Annotated in this window: 12 protein-coding genes; 4 read left to right on the top strand and 8 right to left on the bottom strand. The window is 63.2% G+C overall.

Annotated elements, in window-relative coordinates:
- The first annotated feature begins 177 nt into the window (after positions 1–177).
- Positions 178–1551: a nucleotide 5'-monophosphate nucleosidase PpnN gene (gene ppnN / locus ACK59Z_RS11485; protein ID WP_409293035.1), complete on the top strand. Its 1374-nt coding sequence runs from the start codon at positions 178–180 to the stop codon at positions 1549–1551.
- Between the two features lie 121 nt (positions 1552–1672).
- Here the strand turns inward: ppnN and ACK59Z_RS11480 are convergent, their stop codons facing one another.
- On the bottom strand, positions 1673–2818 hold the full coding sequence (locus ACK59Z_RS11480; protein ID WP_060538053.1) for a GGDEF domain-containing protein: 1146 nt from the start codon (positions 2816–2818) through the stop codon (positions 1673–1675).
- Positions 2819–3050: 232 nt separating this feature from the next.
- Positions 3051–4379 carry a CDP-diacylglycerol--serine O-phosphatidyltransferase gene (pssA, locus tag ACK59Z_RS11475; protein WP_082423763.1) on the bottom strand — a complete coding sequence of 443 codons (1329 nt, stop codon included), beginning with the start codon at positions 4377–4379 and terminating at the stop codon, positions 3051–3053.
- 181 nt (positions 4380–4560) lie between these two features.
- Here pssA and ACK59Z_RS11470 point away from each other — a divergent pair, with 181 nt between their 5' ends.
- Positions 4561–5568, top strand: a complete 1008-nt coding sequence (locus tag ACK59Z_RS11470) for a GlxA family transcriptional regulator (protein WP_014860028.1) — start codon at positions 4561–4563, stop codon at positions 5566–5568.
- A 221-nt stretch (positions 5569–5789) separates the two neighbouring features.
- On the opposite strand, the gene ACK59Z_RS11465 is transcribed toward ACK59Z_RS11470, so the two are convergent.
- The 3 genes from ACK59Z_RS11465 to katG all read right to left on the bottom strand — a co-directional run bounded on the left by ACK59Z_RS11465 (position 5790) and on the right by katG (position 10915).
- Complete coding sequence (locus tag ACK59Z_RS11465) at positions 5790–7124, bottom strand: MFS transporter (protein WP_108190648.1); 1335 nt, start codon at positions 7122–7124, stop codon at positions 5790–5792.
- Positions 7125–7286: 162 nt separating this feature from the next.
- On the bottom strand, positions 7287–8498 hold the full coding sequence (locus ACK59Z_RS11460) for a M24 family metallopeptidase (RefSeq protein ID WP_108190647.1): 1212 nt from the start codon (positions 8496–8498) through the stop codon (positions 7287–7289).
- A 161-nt stretch (positions 8499–8659) separates the two neighbouring features.
- On the bottom strand, positions 8660–10915 hold the full coding sequence (gene katG, locus ACK59Z_RS11455) for a catalase/peroxidase HPI (RefSeq protein WP_409293032.1): 2256 nt from the start codon (positions 10913–10915) through the stop codon (positions 8660–8662).
- Between the two features lie 386 nt (positions 10916–11301).
- On the opposite strand from katG, the gene ACK59Z_RS11450 reads away from it, so the two are divergent.
- Positions 11302–12207: a LysR family transcriptional regulator gene (locus ACK59Z_RS11450; RefSeq protein ID WP_108190646.1), complete on the top strand. Its 906-nt coding sequence runs from the start codon at positions 11302–11304 to the stop codon at positions 12205–12207.
- A 59-nt stretch (positions 12208–12266) separates the two neighbouring features.
- Here ACK59Z_RS11450 and ACK59Z_RS11445 read toward each other — a convergent pair whose 3' ends face one another.
- Complete coding sequence (locus tag ACK59Z_RS11445; RefSeq protein ID WP_003256106.1) at positions 12267–13145, bottom strand: DMT family transporter; 879 nt, start codon at positions 13143–13145, stop codon at positions 12267–12269.
- A 244-nt stretch (positions 13146–13389) separates the two neighbouring features.
- On the opposite strand from ACK59Z_RS11445, the gene ACK59Z_RS11440 reads away from it, so the two are divergent.
- Positions 13390–14214: an aldo/keto reductase gene (locus ACK59Z_RS11440; RefSeq protein WP_108190645.1), complete on the top strand. Its 825-nt coding sequence runs from the start codon at positions 13390–13392 to the stop codon at positions 14212–14214.
- Between the two features lie 30 nt (positions 14215–14244).
- Here the strand turns inward: ACK59Z_RS11440 and ACK59Z_RS11435 are convergent, their stop codons facing one another.
- Positions 14245–16341, bottom strand: coding sequence for a bifunctional diguanylate cyclase/phosphodiesterase (locus ACK59Z_RS11435; protein ID WP_108190644.1), 2097 nt, complete (start codon positions 16339–16341; stop codon positions 14245–14247).
- 160 nt (positions 16342–16501) lie between these two features.
- On the bottom strand, positions 16502–16996 hold the full coding sequence (locus ACK59Z_RS11430) for a GNAT family N-acetyltransferase (protein WP_060546040.1): 495 nt from the start codon (positions 16994–16996) through the stop codon (positions 16502–16504).
- Positions 16997–17013: the final 17 nt, after the last annotated feature.

Raw genomic sequence — 17013 nt, 5'->3', positions numbered from 1 at the left:
GTAAACCCGCCCCTACAGGTGCTGCCCTGAAGACGGCAAGGCCCCTGTAGGAGCGGGTTCACCCGCGAAGCAGGCAGCTCGGTCTCAAGGTTTTTCACAGCCCCCCTCGTTGCCGTCCACATTTCTCGGTATGGTGGTGTCAAAGAAGGATGTTTTACCCGCACAGGAAAGACTTAGATGCCTCAACGCCATGTCATCAATGCATCCGTCAGCCCCAAAGGCAGCCTGGAGACGCTGTCACAACGTGAAGTGCAGCAACTGAGTGAAGTCGGTACCGGTAGCCTTTACACACTGTTCCGCCAGTGCGCCCTGGCAATCCTCAACACTGGCGCCCATGTCGACAATGCCAAGACTATCCTTGAGGCCTACAAAGACTTCGAGGTGCGTATCCACCAACAGGACCGTGGCGTGCGCCTGGAGCTGCTGAACGCGCCGGCCGACGCCTTCGTCGATGGCGAAATGATCGCCAGCACCCGTGAAATGCTGTTCAGCGCCTTGCGCGACATCGTCTACACCGAAAGCGAGCTGGCCAGCCAGCGCATCGACCTGGAAAGCTCCCAGGGCATCACCGACTACGTTTTCCACCTGCTGCGCAACGCGCGTACCTTGCGCCCGGGCGTGGAGCCGAAGATGGTGGTGTGTTGGGGCGGCCACTCGATCAGCACCGAGGAATACCAGTACACCAAGAAGGTCGGCCACGAACTGGGCCTGCGCAAGCTGGATGTCTGCACCGGCTGCGGCCCGGGCGTGATGAAAGGCCCGATGAAGGGCGCCACCATCGCCCACGCCAAGCAACGCATGCATGGCAGCCGCTACCTGGGCCTCACCGAGCCCGGCATCATCGCCGCCGAGGCGCCCAACCCGATCGTCAACGAACTGGTGATCCTGCCAGACATCGAGAAGCGCCTGGAGGCCTTCGTGCGTGTCGGCCACGGCATCATCATCTTCCCAGGCGGTGCCGGCACGGCGGAGGAATTCCTGTACCTGCTGGGCATCCTCATGCACCCGGACAACCACGACCTGCCGTTCCCGGTGGTGCTCACCGGCCCGCGCAGCGCCGAGCCTTATCTGCAACAGTTGCACGCTTTCGTCGGCGCCACGCTGGGTGAAGCGGCCCATCGCCTGTACGAAATCATCATTGATGACCCGGCGGAAGTCGCCCGGCACATGGTCGAAGGCCTCAAAGCGGTCAAGCAGTTCCGCCGCGAGCGCAACGATGCCTTCCACTTCAACTGGCTGCTGAAGATCGAGGAGAGCTTCCAGCGACCGTTCGACCCGACCCACCAGGCCATGGCCGACCTGGACTTGCGTCGCGACCTGCCGCCCCATGAACTGGCGGCCAACCTGCGCCGGGCGTTTTCCGGGATTGTCGCAGGCAACGTCAAGGACAAAGGCATCCGCCTGATCGAGGAACATGGGCCGTATCAGATCCACGGTGACAGCGCCGTACTGGACCCGCTGGGCCGGCTGCTGCAGGCATTCGTCGACCAGCACCGGATGAAGCTGCCCGGCGGCGCGGCGTATGTACCGTGCTATCAGGTGGCAACCTGACCACGCTGCTTTACTGAGGACGGGCATGGATGCCCGTCAAACGCGGGGGCCGGGTGACGGGAGCGTCTGTACGGATCACCCACATGGGTTACATGAAAGCTCCCCCACCTAGGTGACTCGCTCACTGCCGGAGTTCAACCACCGCCCGCTCGAAAAACCGAATGCTGTCGCGCCCCCCACGTTTGGACTGGTACAACGCCACATCCCCCTGCTCGATCAACGCCGCCAGGCTCGCCGGCGGCTGGTCGAACACGTTGGCACCAATGCTCAAGGTAACCGCCTGGGGCGTAGGCACGGTCTTGTCGGCGTACTGCTGGAACTGCTCACGCAGCCCACTACCCAGTTCCATGACCCGTTCACTGCTCGCGCCACTGAGCAAGATGACGAATTCATCCCCGCCCAATCGCGCCGCCAGCGAGCGCTCGGGCAGCGCCGTCCGAATCATCTCGCTCAAGGCAATCAGCAAACGGTCGCCGGCGATATGCCCGTGCAGGTCGTTGACCAGTTTGAAGTTGTCGATGTCGATCAGTAGCAATGCCCCAGGTTGCGCCGGGCTCACGTCCTTGAAGAAATGCCCCGCCCGTACCTCCAGTGCACGCCGGTTGTACAGCGCAGTCAGCGGGTCACGGGCTGCCAGCCGGGCAATCCGCTCTTCACGCCGGTAACGTACGGTGCCGGTCATCGACAAGGCAATCAGCATGATCGCCATCGCGCCTTCCACCAGCGAAACCTGAATGATCAGCCCGCCAAAGGTCGCCAGGTCAATCAGCGTGCCTGGCGTGATCGCGATGGCCGCCTTGGCCACATAGAACAGCCCATGGATCAGCAACACATAGCGCAGCTGCACGGCCCCGACACTCAGCGATTTGCCATGTGGCCGCAGCAGGAAACTGGCCTTGAGCGTCAGCGAGGCCACCAACAACGAGTTGACCATCAGCATCACCTTCGACCACTGCGGGCCCACGGGCAGCAGCAGCAAGGCGAACCAGACCAGCACGATCATCAACCAGGCACGTGACAAGCGCTCCTGGGTGAAGCGCAGCACGCCGATCAGGAAAAAAACGTGGGCCACCACCAGCAAGCCATTGGCGAACCAGATACCGATGAACAGCAAGCCGACCCCGCGCAACAATGCCAGGGTGCTACCAACCGTAATCGTGGCGAAACCCGCACTCCAGTAAAGCAATGAGGTTTCGCGCACACTGCGCCATTCAATCGCCAGGTACAAGGCGGCCGCAGCGGCCAAAGCGACTGAAATAGTCAGCATCGTGGGTGGATCTAACGCCATATACGCATTGGCCTGTCTGGTTAACGGGAAAAGGCCCGACTGTATGCGATCGTGATCACGTTCAGAGGGGCCTTGCACGGTTGCCTGCACATTGTAATCCAGCCCCTGACAAAGGGCCGTGGGCAGCAATATCATAATGACATCAATGCGCGGTGCGCACCACTCTGGCCCTGTCGCTGGCTTGCCGGCGACAGGGCCAGTACAGGCGATGTCAGAGCACCCGCTTAATCAACGGTTCCAACCGGCTATAGCGCAACCGACGCAGAAACTTGCGCACTTGCTTGGGATGTTCGGCCTTCTCCCCCAGCGCCTCTGCCGAACCGATTCTCGGCGCAAAGCGCCGCAGTTCGCTCAACTCCGCTTCCCGTGGCGCCAGCCATTGCCCCTGCGGGTCGTCGATCAGCAGGCCGTTCTCAAGGTCCAGGTTGAACCCGCGCGGGTTCAGGTTGTTGCCGGTCAGCAGCGAATAACGCTGGTCGATCCACACGCCCTTGGCATGGAAGGTATGCCCCGGATCGTTCCAGATGCGTATTTGCAGCTGGCCGCTGGCAATCGCGGCGTGGCGGCGGCGGGCGAAGGTGCGCAGGTTGTCCTCATACAGATAGGGCAATGCACCACTGGCACTGAACGGTTCGCCAGGGGCGATGTAGAAGTCGTTGGCGGTGCGGTCACCGACAATCAGTTCCACCCCAACCCCCCGTGCCAGGGCATGGTCAAGTTCGCGCATCACGACCTGTGGCGGGTTGAAATACGGCGTACTGATGATGATCTGCGTGCGCGCCACTGCCAGCAAGGCGCACAGCGCCCGATTCAGTGGATTGCCACGGCCCACACCCAGCAGCGGGATCACCTGCAAGCCCTGCCCCGTCATGCTGGCAGGTACCTCGTAGGCCATGCGTCGCAGCCGTGCGCGCAAACGCCGAATGTCGCCGCGCAGGCTGCGGGTGGAAGGTGGCGCCGGCAGGTCGAGGCGCGGTGTGGCGGTGTGGTGCAGCAAACGCTGCACCAGGCCGACCATTGCATCAGCCAGTGCCGGTGACTGGAACACGTGGTAGCGATCCAGGCGATAGCGGTCGAAACGATGCAGGTAGACGTTGTTCAGACTGGCGCCGGTGTAGATCACGCAATCGTCGATGATGCTGCCTTTAAGGTGCAACACCCCGAACAGTTCGCGGGTCTGCACTGGCACGCCATGGATCGCGATGTCCAGCCCGCGCAACTGGCGCTGGGCCTGATACCAGGCGGCATTGCCCGGCTGACGCCCGGCCCCCAGCAGCCCGCGTCTGGCGCGGAACCAGTCGACCACGATGGTGATCTCCAGGCCTGGCCGCGCGGCCTTGGCCTGGTACAAGGCATCCAGCACTTCCTGGCCAGCCTCATCCTCCTGCAGGTACAACGCGACAATAACGATGCGCCGAGTCGCCGTACGGATGCGCTCGAACAGGCAGGCGCGGTAAGCCCTGGCATCGGGCAGCACCTGGATCGCTTCGGGGGCCATGGCATAGCCTGGCAAGCCCGCCAGCATGGTTTCGGGGTTCACTGACGCTCACCTTCTCTGTGCAATCACTGTCGGCCCTGCCAGCCGGCGGGGCCATTCCTGGCCGCTGCATCCGGGGTGTATGATCGACCCGGCAACGACCCATAACAACAAGAACCACGCGAGGCTCTGCTTTCTCACTGCCCCTGACCAACCAGGCCTCAGCTTGCACAGGAACAGCGCAATGGTCCACCCCGCTTCTGCAAACCTATCGCCGTCTAGTGTAAAGAATTGTTCGGCAAAGACCTTTGGCTTCCTGATTTTGCCCAATTTCACCACCATCGGCCTTGCGTCGGCGGTAGAGACCCTGCGCATGGCCAACCTGGCCGCGCGCAAGCCACTGTATCGCAGTGTGCTGATCGCCGCAGACGACGCGCCGGTGGTGGCCAGCAACGGCATGCGCGTACTGCCCGACTACAACATCGCCAACGCCCCCGCGCTGGATGCCTTGCTGGTGGTCGGCGCCAACCCGATCGACCGAAGCCGTAGCAACCGCCCATTGATCGACTGGTTGCGCCAACTGGCCCGCCAGCGCTTGCCGCTAGGCGGTATCTGCACCGGTAGCTACCTGCTGGCCAAGGCCGAATTGCTCAAGGGTTACCGCTGCACCATCCACTGGGAAGACCTGCCGACGTTGCAGGCACACTTCCCCGGTATCGTGATCTCCAGCCAGCTGTTCGAACTGGACCGCGACCGTTACACCTGCTCAGGCGGCGTGGCAGCCATGGACATGATGTTGCAACTGGTGGCCCGCGACACGGGCGGCCAGGACATCGCGGCCAAGGCCGCCGAGCTGTTGCTGTGCGACCGCGTACGCGGTGAGCGTGAGCGGCAGCGTGTGCCGCTGCGTACCCTGCTCGGCAGCGCCCAGCCCAAACTGAGCCAGGTGGTGGCGATCATGGAGGCCAATCTGGAGGAGCCGCTGGGGCTGGAGGAACTGGCCAGCCTCAACGACGTGACCGTGCGCCAATTGGAGCGGCTGTTCCACAAGTACCTGCAGCGCACGCCCAGCCAGTATTACCTGGAGCTGCGGCTGTCGCGGGCGCGGGAGTTACTGCTGCGCAGCGACGTGCAAGTGCGTGAGGTAGCGCTGGCCTGCGGCTTCAGTTCGCCTGCGCATTTTTCCAAGAGTTATAGCCGGTTCTTCGGGCTGTCGCCTTTAGGGGAGCGGCGGCAGGCCTCTCTCCACTGACGGGGGTCAGGTATTGGCATTGCTGGCCTCTTCGCGGGCAAGCCCGCGCCTACACGCACATCGGTGGTCCAGGCCGTTGTAGGAGCGGGTTCACCCGCGAAAGGGCCGGGCCTGCTGGCCAATCTCCACCCGCCGCTCACCGTTGCCGCCGCCACCGTATTCGCGGGTAAACCCGCTCCTACAGGGGCGGGCTTGCCCGCGAAGAGGCCAATGCAGGTCAACTAATCTTCAAGGGCCCCGTGCGCCGTCTCCCGACACATCAGCATGGCCACCAGCGCCACCAGTGCTGCCGCCAGCAGGTATCCTGCCGGGGCCAGCTTGCTGCCCGTCACCTGAATCAGCCAGGTGGCAATGAACGGCGCAGTCCCGCCAAACAGCGAATTGGCCACATTGAAGCTCAAGGCAAACCCGCTGAAGCGCACCCGGGTCGGAAAGATTTCGGCCAGCAGGCACGGCAAGGTCCCATCGTTCATCGCCAGCATCGCACCGAAAAGGATCTGGATGGCCAGAATCACCAGCAGCGGCTGGCCGTCCAGCAGGCGAAACAACGGCACGGTCAACCCCAGGAACAACAGCGAGGCCACCACCAGCATGGTCTTGCGACCAAACTGGTCGGACAGCCGCCCCATCAGGAAGATCAAGCCGATATAGGTGGCCAGCGACACCGTCGAGGCGATGAACGAATCCCGCTCGCTCATGCCCATTTCACTGGACAGGTAGGTCGGCATGTAACTGAGCAACAGGTAGAACGCAACCGCATTCAGGCAGGTGACACCTATGCCGATCGCCAGACTGCGCCGGTGCTGGCCCAGCAGTTCGTGCAGCGGCGTCGTGGCCATGCCGGCCTTGGTTTCCAGGCGCTGCTCCATCTCCAGGAACTTGGGCGTGTCCTGCAAGCTCATGCGGATATAGCGCCCTACCAGGCCGAACGGCGCCGCCAGCAGGAACGGCAGGCGCCATCCCCATTCATGCAGGGCTTCACTGCTGAGCAGCTCATGCAGCACCGCAACGAACGCCGCACCGAACAACAACCCCGCCGCCGTGCTGGCCGGCACGATGCTGGTGTACAAGCCACGCCGCCCAGGCGGCGCGTACTCTGCCAGGAACGCAGCGGCCCCGGCGTACTCACCCGAGGCGGAAAACCCCTGTACCAGGCGGATCAGCAACAGCAAGGCCGGCGCCCACAGCCCGATCTGCGCATAGCCTGGCAACAAGCCGATGCAGAAGGTGGATACCGACATGATCAGGATCGACCACGAGAGCGCGTTTCGCCGACCGTGTCGGTCGCCGAAATGGCCCCAGACAATGCCGCCCAGCGGGCGTACCAGGAAAGACAACGCGAATACCGCGAAGGTAGCCAGCAGGCCGGTGGTCTTGTCAGTTTGCGGGAAGAAGGTGGCGGCGATGATGGTGGCCAGATAGCCGTAGGCGGCGTAGTCGAACCACTCGACGAAGTTGCCCATGAAGCTGGCCCGGGCGGCCTTGCGCAGCGCCTGGCGTTCGGCGTTGTGCGCGGGGCCGGCGATGGCGGATGGGTCTAGGGTGGTGCTGGACATGACGGGTACCCTCTGGTTCTTTTAATTGGAGGCAGGGTCTGGTGGTCATACGGGGATCTTGTTGTTGTCTGGGCCAGCCTTTTCGCGGGAAAACCCGCGCCTACGACAACGGTGAAATCCCCGTAGGAGCGGGCTTGCCCGCGAAGCAGCCGACGCCGATGCTTATTTGCGAATGATGTTGTGCTCCGGCCCATACGGGAACTTGGTGATGTTCTCGGCGCCGCTGTCGTTGACGATCAGGATGTCATGCTCGCGATAACCGCCCGCCCCCGGCCGCCCTTCAGGCAGCATGATCATCGGCTCGATCGACACCACCATGCCCGGTTCCAGCACGGTATCGATGTCCTCGCGCAGCTCCAGCCCCGCCTCGCGGCCGTAGTAATGGCTGAGCGTGCCGAACGAATGGCCATACCCGAAGGTGCGGTACTGCAGCAGGTCGTGGCGCAGGAAGATCTCGTTCAGTTCGCGGGCGATATCGCTGCAGCGCATGCCCGGGCGCACCAGTTTCAGCCCGGCTTCGTGCACTTCGACGTTGGCCTGCCACAGGCGCAGGTACTCGTCCGGGCAGTGGTCAAGGAACAGGGTGCGCTCCAGCGCGGTGTAGTAGCCGGCGATCATGGGGAAACAGTTGAGGCTGAGGATCTCGCCCTTGCCCACACGGCGGCTGGTGACCGGATTGTGTGCGCCATCGGTGTTGAGCCCGGACTGGAACCAGGTCCAGGTGTCCATCAGCTCGGCGTCGGGGAAGCGTTTGGCAATTTCGCGCACCATCGCCTGGGTGGCATGCAGTGCCACCTCGTACTCGGGCACCTGCTCACGCAGGGCCTCGACCACTGCCGCCCCGCCGATGTCGGCCACCTGTGCACCGTGACGGATAAGTGCCTGCTCCTCGGCCGACTTGATCATGCGCATACGCATGCACGGCGCAGCGATGTCCACCAGCTCGGCCTTGGGGTAGCAGGCGGCGAGTTTGCCGTGGTTCTGCAGGTTCAGGTGGTCGTACTCCACGCCGATGCGCGAAGCCAGCGGCAACGCCTGCTGGATGGCGACGAAATAGTTGTCGCGCTGCCAGTCGGTGTAGACGATGTTGTCAGTGCCGACCGTGCGCCGCCAGGGTTGCCCGCCGTCGATGTTGGCACTGATCGAGACCACCTTGTCCTGTGTGATCACCAGCGCATAGGGGCGGCCGAACGAGCAGTAGAGGAAATCGCTGTAGTAGTTGACGTTGTGGTACGAGGTGAAGATTGCCGCCTCAATGTCCTGCTCGGCCATATAGGCCCGCAGCCGGGCGTGGCGAGCAGCGTATTCCTGAGCGGAGAAGGTTGGCTGCACCTTGTCGCCATTGCGGATTTTCAGGGTCTTGGGCATTTGCATGGTCGGGGTTCCTTGTCGTTGTGAGCACGCTGTTCAGGCCGGCCGCCTGAGAAGCATTGCAACAGAACCGACGAGGACACTTTTGTATCTATCCGACCTGGAATTGGCGGGATAACCACTGGCCAAGGGGGCGCTGAGCGCCCCCCCCCCGCCAGGCAACGCTATTTCAAATCAAAGCGGTCCAGCTCCATGACCTTCTGCCAGGCGGCCACAAAGTCGCGGACAAACTTGTCACCCCCATCACTGCTGCCATACACCTCGCTCAACGCCCGCAACTGGGCATGCGAACCGAACACCAGATCGACCCGGCTACCGCTCCACTTCACCTGCCCGGTCTTGCGGTCGCGGCCTTCGAAGGTTTCGTTGTCCGCCGAGGTCGGTTTCCACTCCACGCTCATATCCAGCAAGTTGCGGAAGAAGTCGTTGCTCAGCGTCCCCGGCTTGTCGGTGAACACGCCGAGGTTGCTGCCACCATGGTTGGCACCGAGCACCCGCAGGCCACCGATCAGCACGGTCAGCTCCGGCGCGGTCAGGGTCAGCAACTGCGCCTTGTCCAGCAACAGTTTCTCGGCCTTGACGCTGTAGCGTGCCTTGGTGAAGTTGCGGAAGCCATCGGCCAGCGGTTCCAGCACGGCGAACGACTCGACGTCGGTCTGCTCCTGGGACGCATCGACTCGGCCCGGGCGGAACCCTACGCTGCCGCTGTAACCCGCATCCTTGGCAGCTTTTTCGACTGCCGCGGTACCGGCCAGCACGATCAGGTCGGCCAGGGAAACCTTTTTGCCGCCGTTGTTGAACTCGCCCCGGATCTTCTCCAATGCCGCCAACACCTTGTCCACGCCCTGGTTTGCAGCCCAGTCCTTCTGTGGCGCCAAGCGCAAACGTGCGCCGTTGGCACCACCGCGCTTGTCGGAGCCGCGGAAGGTCGACGCGGATGCCCAGGCGGTGGAGACCAGTTCACCCACGCTCAAACCCGAGGCCAGGATCCTGGCCTTGAGGGCCGCGATGTCTTGCTCGCTGATCGTGGATGGGTCAGCTTTGGGCAACGGGTCTTGCCACAGCAACTCTTCATTGGGCATTTCCGGGCCCAGGTAGCGCGCCAGCGGGCCCATGTCGCGGTGGATCAGCTTGTACCATGCCCGGGCAAAAGCATCCGCCAGCTGGTCAGGGTTTTCTTTGAAGCGGCGAGCGATTGGCTCGTAAATGGGGTCGAAACGCAATGCCAGGTCGGAGGTCAACATAGACGGTGCGTGCTTTTTACCAGGATCGTGTGCATCGGGCACCGTGCCTGCGCCTTTGCCGTCTTTCGGCCGCCACTGGTGCGCGCCGGCCGGGCTTTTGGTCAGCTCCCACTCAAAGTCGAACAGGTTATTCAGGTATTCGTTGCCCCACCGGGTCGGGGTGGAGGTCCAGGTCACTTCCAGGCCGCTGGTGATGGTATCCCCGCCTTTGCCGGAGCCAAACGTGTTGTGCCAGCCCAGGCCCTGCATCTCCAGGCCTGCCGCTTCCGGCTCGGGGCCGACGTTGTCGGCGGGGCCGGCACCATGGGTCTTGCCGAACGCGTGGCCACCGGCGATCAAGGCCACGGTTTCTTCATCGTTCATGGCCATGCGGCCAAAGGTTTCACGGATGTCCTTGCCCGAGGCCACGGGGTCGGGGTTACCTTCCGGGCCTTCCGGGTTCACGTAGATCAGGCCCATCTGCACGGCGGCCAGCGGGTTTTCCAGGTTACGTTCGGCCGACAGGTCCCGATTCTGCTCTTCACCATGCTTGGCCGGCTCGGCCACCAGGTCACCCTGCCCCGGCGGCTGCGCCTTGACCTGATCCTTGCCGTAACGGGTATCGCCGCCCAGCCAGACCTTTTCCGACCCCCAGTACACGTCTTCGTCCGGCTCCCACACATCGGCACGCCCGCCGGAGAAGCCGAAGGTCTTGAAGCCCATGGATTCGAGGGCAACATTACCGGTGAGTACGATCAGGTCGGCCCAGGAAATCTTGTTGCCGTACTTCTGCTTGATGGGCCACAGCAGGCGCCGGGCCTTGTCCAGGCTGACGTTGTCCGGCCAGCTGTTGAGCGGGGCGAAGCGTTGCTGGCCAGAGCCCGCACCACCGCGGCCATCACCAATGCGGTAGGTGCCCGCGCTGTGCCAGGCCATGCGGATGAACAGCGGGCCGTAGTGGCCAAAGTCGGCCGGCCACCAATCCTGCGAGTCGGTCATCAGGGCAGTCAGGTCTTTCTTCAGGGCCTGGAAGTCGAGGCTCTTGAACGCCTTGGCATAGTCGAAGTCCGGGTCGGGGCTGGACTTGGAGGAATGCTGGTGAAGAATTCTCAGGTTGAGCTGGTCAGGCCACCAGTCACGGTTGGTGGTGCCGCCACCTGCGGTTTGATGGAACGGGCATTTCGATTCGTTCGACATCTGCGGGTACCTTTGGGTCGGTTATCCAGATTTCCGGTCTATGCCAGTGTTCTTTCAGCCGAGCGGGTGGGCTCGTACTACCCCTCATCAGGTGTACACGGGGCTTGCGAAGCTGTCACGGCGGGAGGGCACGGTCTTGCACGCAGGTGCTGACGCGCTGCCCTGTCGCGGAATTCGCGGGGCCACGTGAAAGACTAGCCGAGCTTGGGCAGAGTTCTAATAGAGTGGCTGTTGGAGCCTGATAGGCTGACTCTGTCAGGCGCAGGCCTGTATCGGCCTCATCGCGGTCAAGCCCGCGATGAGGCCGGCACATCCATACAAGGCACAGGGCCCTGCACCCTGCTTCAATACACAACCATACCCTTTGCCCAGGACGCCGAGCCCTCATGAACCGCAACGACCTGCGCCACGTCGACATGAACCTGCTGGTGCTGTTCGAAGCCCTGATGATCGAACGCAACCTGACCCGCGTGGGTGAAAAGCTGTTTATCACCCAATCCACCGTCAGCGCCGCCCTCGCCCGCCTGCGCGAGCTGTTCGACGACCCGCTGCTGATCCGCAGCGGCCGGACCATGGAACCCACCCCACGGGCCATGCAGATCTTTGCTGAACTGGGCCCGGCCATGGACGTGATTTCCGCCGCCATCAGCCGCGCCCGCCAGTTCGACCCGGCCAACAGCTGCAACGTGTTCCGCCTGGGCCTTTCTGACGATGCCGAGTTCGGCCTGTTTCCGGCCCTGCTGCAGGCCCTGCGTGAAGAAGCCCCCGCCATTAGCGTGGTAGTGCGGCGGGCCAATTTCCTGCTGATGCCTGGCCTGCTGGCCAGCGGCGAGATCTCGGTAGGTGTGAGCTATACCACCGACCTACCGGCCACCGCCAAACGCCGCAAGCTGCGCGGCATCGGTGTACGGGTGCTGCGCGCCGACGACCGCCCGGGGCCGCTGACACTCGACGAATACTGCGCCCGTCCGCATGTGATGGTGTCGTTTTCCGGTGACATGAGCGGCAATATCGACCTCGACCTGGCACGCATCGGTCGCTGCCGCAAGGTGGTGCTGGCGGTACCGCAGTTCGGTAGCCTGCGCGCCCTGCTGCGCAACACCGAGCTGATCGCCACGGTGCCGGACTATGCCGCTTGTGCCCTCGCCGACGACGGCAGCCTGCGCGCCGACCCGGCGCCGTTCGACATCACCGAGGCCGAGCTGTCGATGGTCTGGAGCGGCGCCCAGGACAACGACCCCGCCGAGCGCTGGCTGCGCGACCGCATCCTGCAGTTCATGGCCACGCCGTGATGCCCGCTTCGCAGCACAGCGCTGTTGCTACCGGCCGTAAAGCCTGAAGTACGCAACTGCTATTTGCTGCGCTGCATCCACGCTGCGCCAAGCCCACTGAGGCAGATCACCAAAATCCCCACCAGGCTCAGGGTATCCGGCACCTGGCTGTACACCACGAAGCCAAGCAACCCGGCAAACACGATCTGGCAATAGCTGAACGGGGCCAGCAACGCCGGCGCCGCATGGCGGAAGGCCTGGGTCAGCAGCAGGTGCGCAGTCATGCCAAAGCCGCCCAGTGCCAGCATCAACAGGGCATGGTCCCAGCGCGGCACCTCCCAGAAGAACGGCACCAGGGCACTCATTGCCAAGGTGTTGCACAAACCCGCATAGAAGTTGCTGGTGGTCGGGCTGTCATGCGCCGCCAGAATCCGCGTCAGCAACTGATAGAAGCAGAAGCCCAACGCCGAACCGAACGGATACAGAATGGCCGGGGTAAACATCGCCCCACCCGGGTGCACCACCACCAGCACGCCGATAAAGCCCATGACCACCGCCACCCACTGCCCCACTGTCACTCGCTCTTTGAGCAGCGGCGCCGACAGCGCGGTGACCAGCACCGGGGCAAGGAAGTTGACGGCCGTGGCCTCGGCCAGTGGCAGGTATTGCAGACCGGTCGTGAACAGCAGGCTGGTGCTCAGCAGGCTCAGGGCCCGCAAGGTCTGCAGTACCGGCCGGCGTGTGCGCAATACATTGAGCCCAGACTTGGGCAGGAAGATACCGGCCATCAGCAACGTGTGCACCACATAACGCGCCCACACCACCATGACTATCGGGTACAGGCCACCCAGGAATTTGGACAAGGCATCGTGGCTGGCAAACAGGAACGTCGCCACCACCACCAAAGCGATGCCGCGCAGGGGTTGGTTGACGCCGGACAGCGGTGTGCTGGAACTCATGGCTCTCTCGATGACGGCGCGGCAACATGCCCCGCCCAAGGAAGGCCGCGCAGGCATTGCCTGGCGGATGTGACAGCTGGGATTCTAGAAGAGATGCCGCAGCATAAGGAAGTTCATTTGCCGCTTGACCCGGTCAAGTGCAATTTGTGTTCGCTGATCGACCACTTTCCACCTTGTCTGCATGGCCCGTGCACGGTTGATCGCCGACCATCGACCGACCCTGCACACCCTACAAGGAATTTACATGCAAAGGCTCAGCACCCGCACCGGCCTGGACCTGCCCGCCATCGGCCTGGGCACCTGGCCAATGACCGGCAGTGAATGCACCCAGGCCGTGCGCCAGGCACTGGACGTGGGTTACCGGCACATCGACACTGCCACCGCCTACGAAAACGAAGCAGCCGTTGGCCAGGCGCTGCGCGACAGCGACGTGCCACGCGAGCAGATCCACCTGACCACCAAGGTCTGGTGGGACCGCCTGGAGCCCAACGCCATGCGTCAGTCGCTGGAAGACAGCCTGCGCGCGCTGGGTACCGAACAGGTCGACCTGTTCCACATCCACTGGCCAGGCAAAGACTGGGACCTGGCCCGCAGCATCGACACCTTGGTAGCCCTGCGTGACGAAGGCAAGGCGCGCCATATTGGGGTGGCCAACTTCCCGTTGGGGTTACTGCGCCAGGTGGTGGAAACCCTGGGCGCACCGTTGTCGGCGATCCAGGTGGAATACCATGTTCTGCTCAGCCAGCAACCGCTACTCGACTTCGCTCGCAGCCATGACCTGTTGCTCACCGCCTACACCCCGCTGGCACGCGGCCAGGCAGCGGCGCAGCCGGTGATCCAGGCGATTGCCCGCAAGCATGGCGTACTGCCCAGCCAGGTCGCGCTGAAATGGCTGCTGGACCAGGACGGTGTGGCGGCGATCCCCAAAGCCAGCAGCCGCGAAAACCAGCTGGCCAACCTGGCCGCGTTGAGCGTGCAGCTGGATGACGAAGACCGCGTAGCCATTGCCGGGCTGCCGAAAGACCAGCGCGTGGTTAGCCCGCCGTTTGCGTCGGACTGGAACAGCTGAGGCCGCGCCTGCCTGGGGCCGCGCAACCCATTATGCTTGCGTGATGACCTGCTTCAACCGCTCGCTCGCCGGTGCCGGCCGCCCATAAAAGTAGCCCTGGAAGTGCGAACAGCCTTCCGCCGCGAGCCGGCGCATCTGCTCCTCCGACTCCACGCCTTCAGCCGTGGTCTTGATCATCAGGCTGTTGGACAGCTCGGTAATGGCGCGAATGATCGACATGGCCTCGCGGCTGTCGCACATGTCATGCACGAACGACTTGTCAATCTTGATCCGGTCGAACGGGAACGAACGCAGGTAGCCCAACGATGAGTAGCCGGTACCAAAGTCATCCAGTGAAATGGACACGCCCAGGTCTTTCAGCGCACGCAAGGTGCGCACGTTTTCCTCGCTGTTGCCCAGCAGTACCGACTCGGTAATTTCCAACTCCAGCCGCTGCGGCGGCAGGCCCGAGTCGGCCAGCGCGAGGGCGACGGTATGCACCAGATCGCCGTTCTTGAACTGCACCGCCGACAGGTTGACCGACACCGTCTGCTCACTCTCCCAACTGGCCGCCTCCTGGCAGGCCAGATTCAGCGCACGGTTGCCCAGCTCGTGGATCAACCCGGTTTCTTCGGCAATGGGGATGAAGTCCATCGGCATGACCATGCCACGGGTCGGGTGTTCCCAGCGCAGCAGCGCCTCATAACCGGTAACGCTGCTGGTCTGATGATCGACTACCGGCTGGTAGTGCAGCTGCAACTGCCCCAGATGCAGCGCTGTGCGCAGGTCGGTTTCCACCAGGCGGCGCTGACGGGCGGCAACGTCCAGTTCGACATCAAAGCATTCATAACGATTACGGCCGTTACGCTTGGCTTGGTACAGGGCCATGTCGGCGTAACCCAACAGTTGCTCTGCCTGGTCATTGTCATCAGGCGCGATGGCGATGCCGATGCTCACCCCCACCACGAACTGATGCCCTTCGATCTGGAATGGCGGGCTGATGGCCTTGATCAGGCGCTGCGCGGTATTACACGCGGCATCCCGCCCCTCCAGGCCCGTCAGCACCACGGCAAACTCGTCGCCACCCAGGCGGGCCAAGGTGTCGTGCTCACGCAGTTCGCGGCGCAGACGCTTGCCCAACTCGCGTAGCAACTTGTCACCAAACGCATGGCCAAGGGAGTCGTTGATGTTCTTGAAGTTGTCCAGGTCCAGGCACAGGGCAGCCGTCAGCTTGGCGTTTTCGCTGCCGCGCAACAGGGCCTGGCGTAGCCGTTCGTGGAACAGCGTACGGTTGGGCAGCCCGGTGAGCGCGTCATGGTGCGCCATGTGATGGATCTGCGCATGGGCGGCCAGCTCTTCGGTGGCGTCTTCAGCCACGAACAACACGTAATCGGCCTGCCCCTCGCGGCTCTGGCTGAGCAGGGTACGGCTGCGCAGGGTGCGAGGGCCACGGGCGGTCTCGACGCGCGTTTCGGCGGCGTGTCCCTTGGTGCTGCGGGCACCCCGCACGAATTGCTGCTCCAGGTAGTCACCGGCAGCCGGCGCCAGGCATTCCCTGGGCAACTGGCCGATCATGCTGCGCTGCGGCCCGCCGAACAGGCGTTCGGCCTGCTGGTTGGCCAACAGGATGCGCTGGCTTTCCAGGTCCTGGACGATGACGCTCGCGGGAATGTTGGCAATCACCGAATCGAGAAACTGCGAAAGCTTGGCCATTTCCTGGCTGTACTGCTCGGCCAGCTCTTTGGCCTGCAGCAGTTCGAGCTCCTGGCGGTGGCGTTCGGAAATGTCGCGGGTGACCTTGGCGTAACCCACCAGTTGTCCGGCATCGTCGTACACCGCTTCGATGACCACATGGGCGTGGAAGACCGTCCCGTCCTTGCGCAGGCGTGCGCCCGTTTCTTCAAAGCGTCCGGTGCTGCGCGCCTGCTCCAGGTTTAACGCCGGCAACCCGGCTACGCGCTCGGCATCGGTGTAGAACAACGAGTAATGCTGGCCGACGATTTCCTCGGCACGGTACCCCTTGGCGCGCTGGGCGCCGGGGTTCCAGTTGGCGACGATACCTTCAGGGGTGAGCAGGTAGATGGCATAATCCACCACGCTCTGGATCAACAGCCGGTACATGATGTCGGGGTTTGCTGCGAGCGACATGAACTTTACCTGAACCTTCGAAGCGCATGAAAAGGGACCCCGGCAAGCGGCGGCCGGGTCTTGGAAAGCGATGGTGGCATTATGCCGCTCGTGAGCATTTTGTGAAGCACATCACAAAAATGGCACTATCCCTTATCCGCACCAACGAAAAGGCGCCCCCTCAATGGCGGGTGCCGGTCACCAGGAAATTGAGCAAGTCCGGCTCATCCCCCAAGGCGATAGCCTGCACCGGCCGCGGCAGGCTCGCCAGCACGGCATTGCAGAAAGCCACGGCGGGCAGATCCTGTGCGTAGCAACGCAGCAGCCAGTCTCCCTCGCCACTCAGCAACTGCAACGCCACCGCTTGGCCGATGCCCTGGCGACGGTACTTCTTCAAAATAAACAAGTCGGCAAGTTCCTGCGCATCGATGCCAGGCAGTTCGCTGCGCTCGACCAGGACGAAGCCGGCGATGAATCCGTCCACCAGCACCAGATACGCGCCCCAGCCGTCGTCCTGCCAGTAGCGTTGCAGGTGCTCCTCGTGGATGTAGAAACGGCCATCCGCCTCGACGTCTTCCTGCTCCCAGTCGGAGGACTCGTAGCAATAGAACTGGTAGAGATTGCGGATCAGCGAAGCCTGGTCGAGGGTGGTTGGCAGCAGCGCGATGGGGAGCATGGTGTGGGAGGCCTGAA

The organism is Pseudomonas sp. KCJK9058 (assembly GCF_046230975.1).
Taxonomy (GTDB): domain Bacteria; phylum Pseudomonadota; class Gammaproteobacteria; order Pseudomonadales; family Pseudomonadaceae; genus Aquipseudomonas; species Aquipseudomonas alloputida.
The sequence above is the reverse complement of the archived record's forward strand: the minus strand, read 5'-3'. Positions and strand labels throughout refer to the sequence as shown.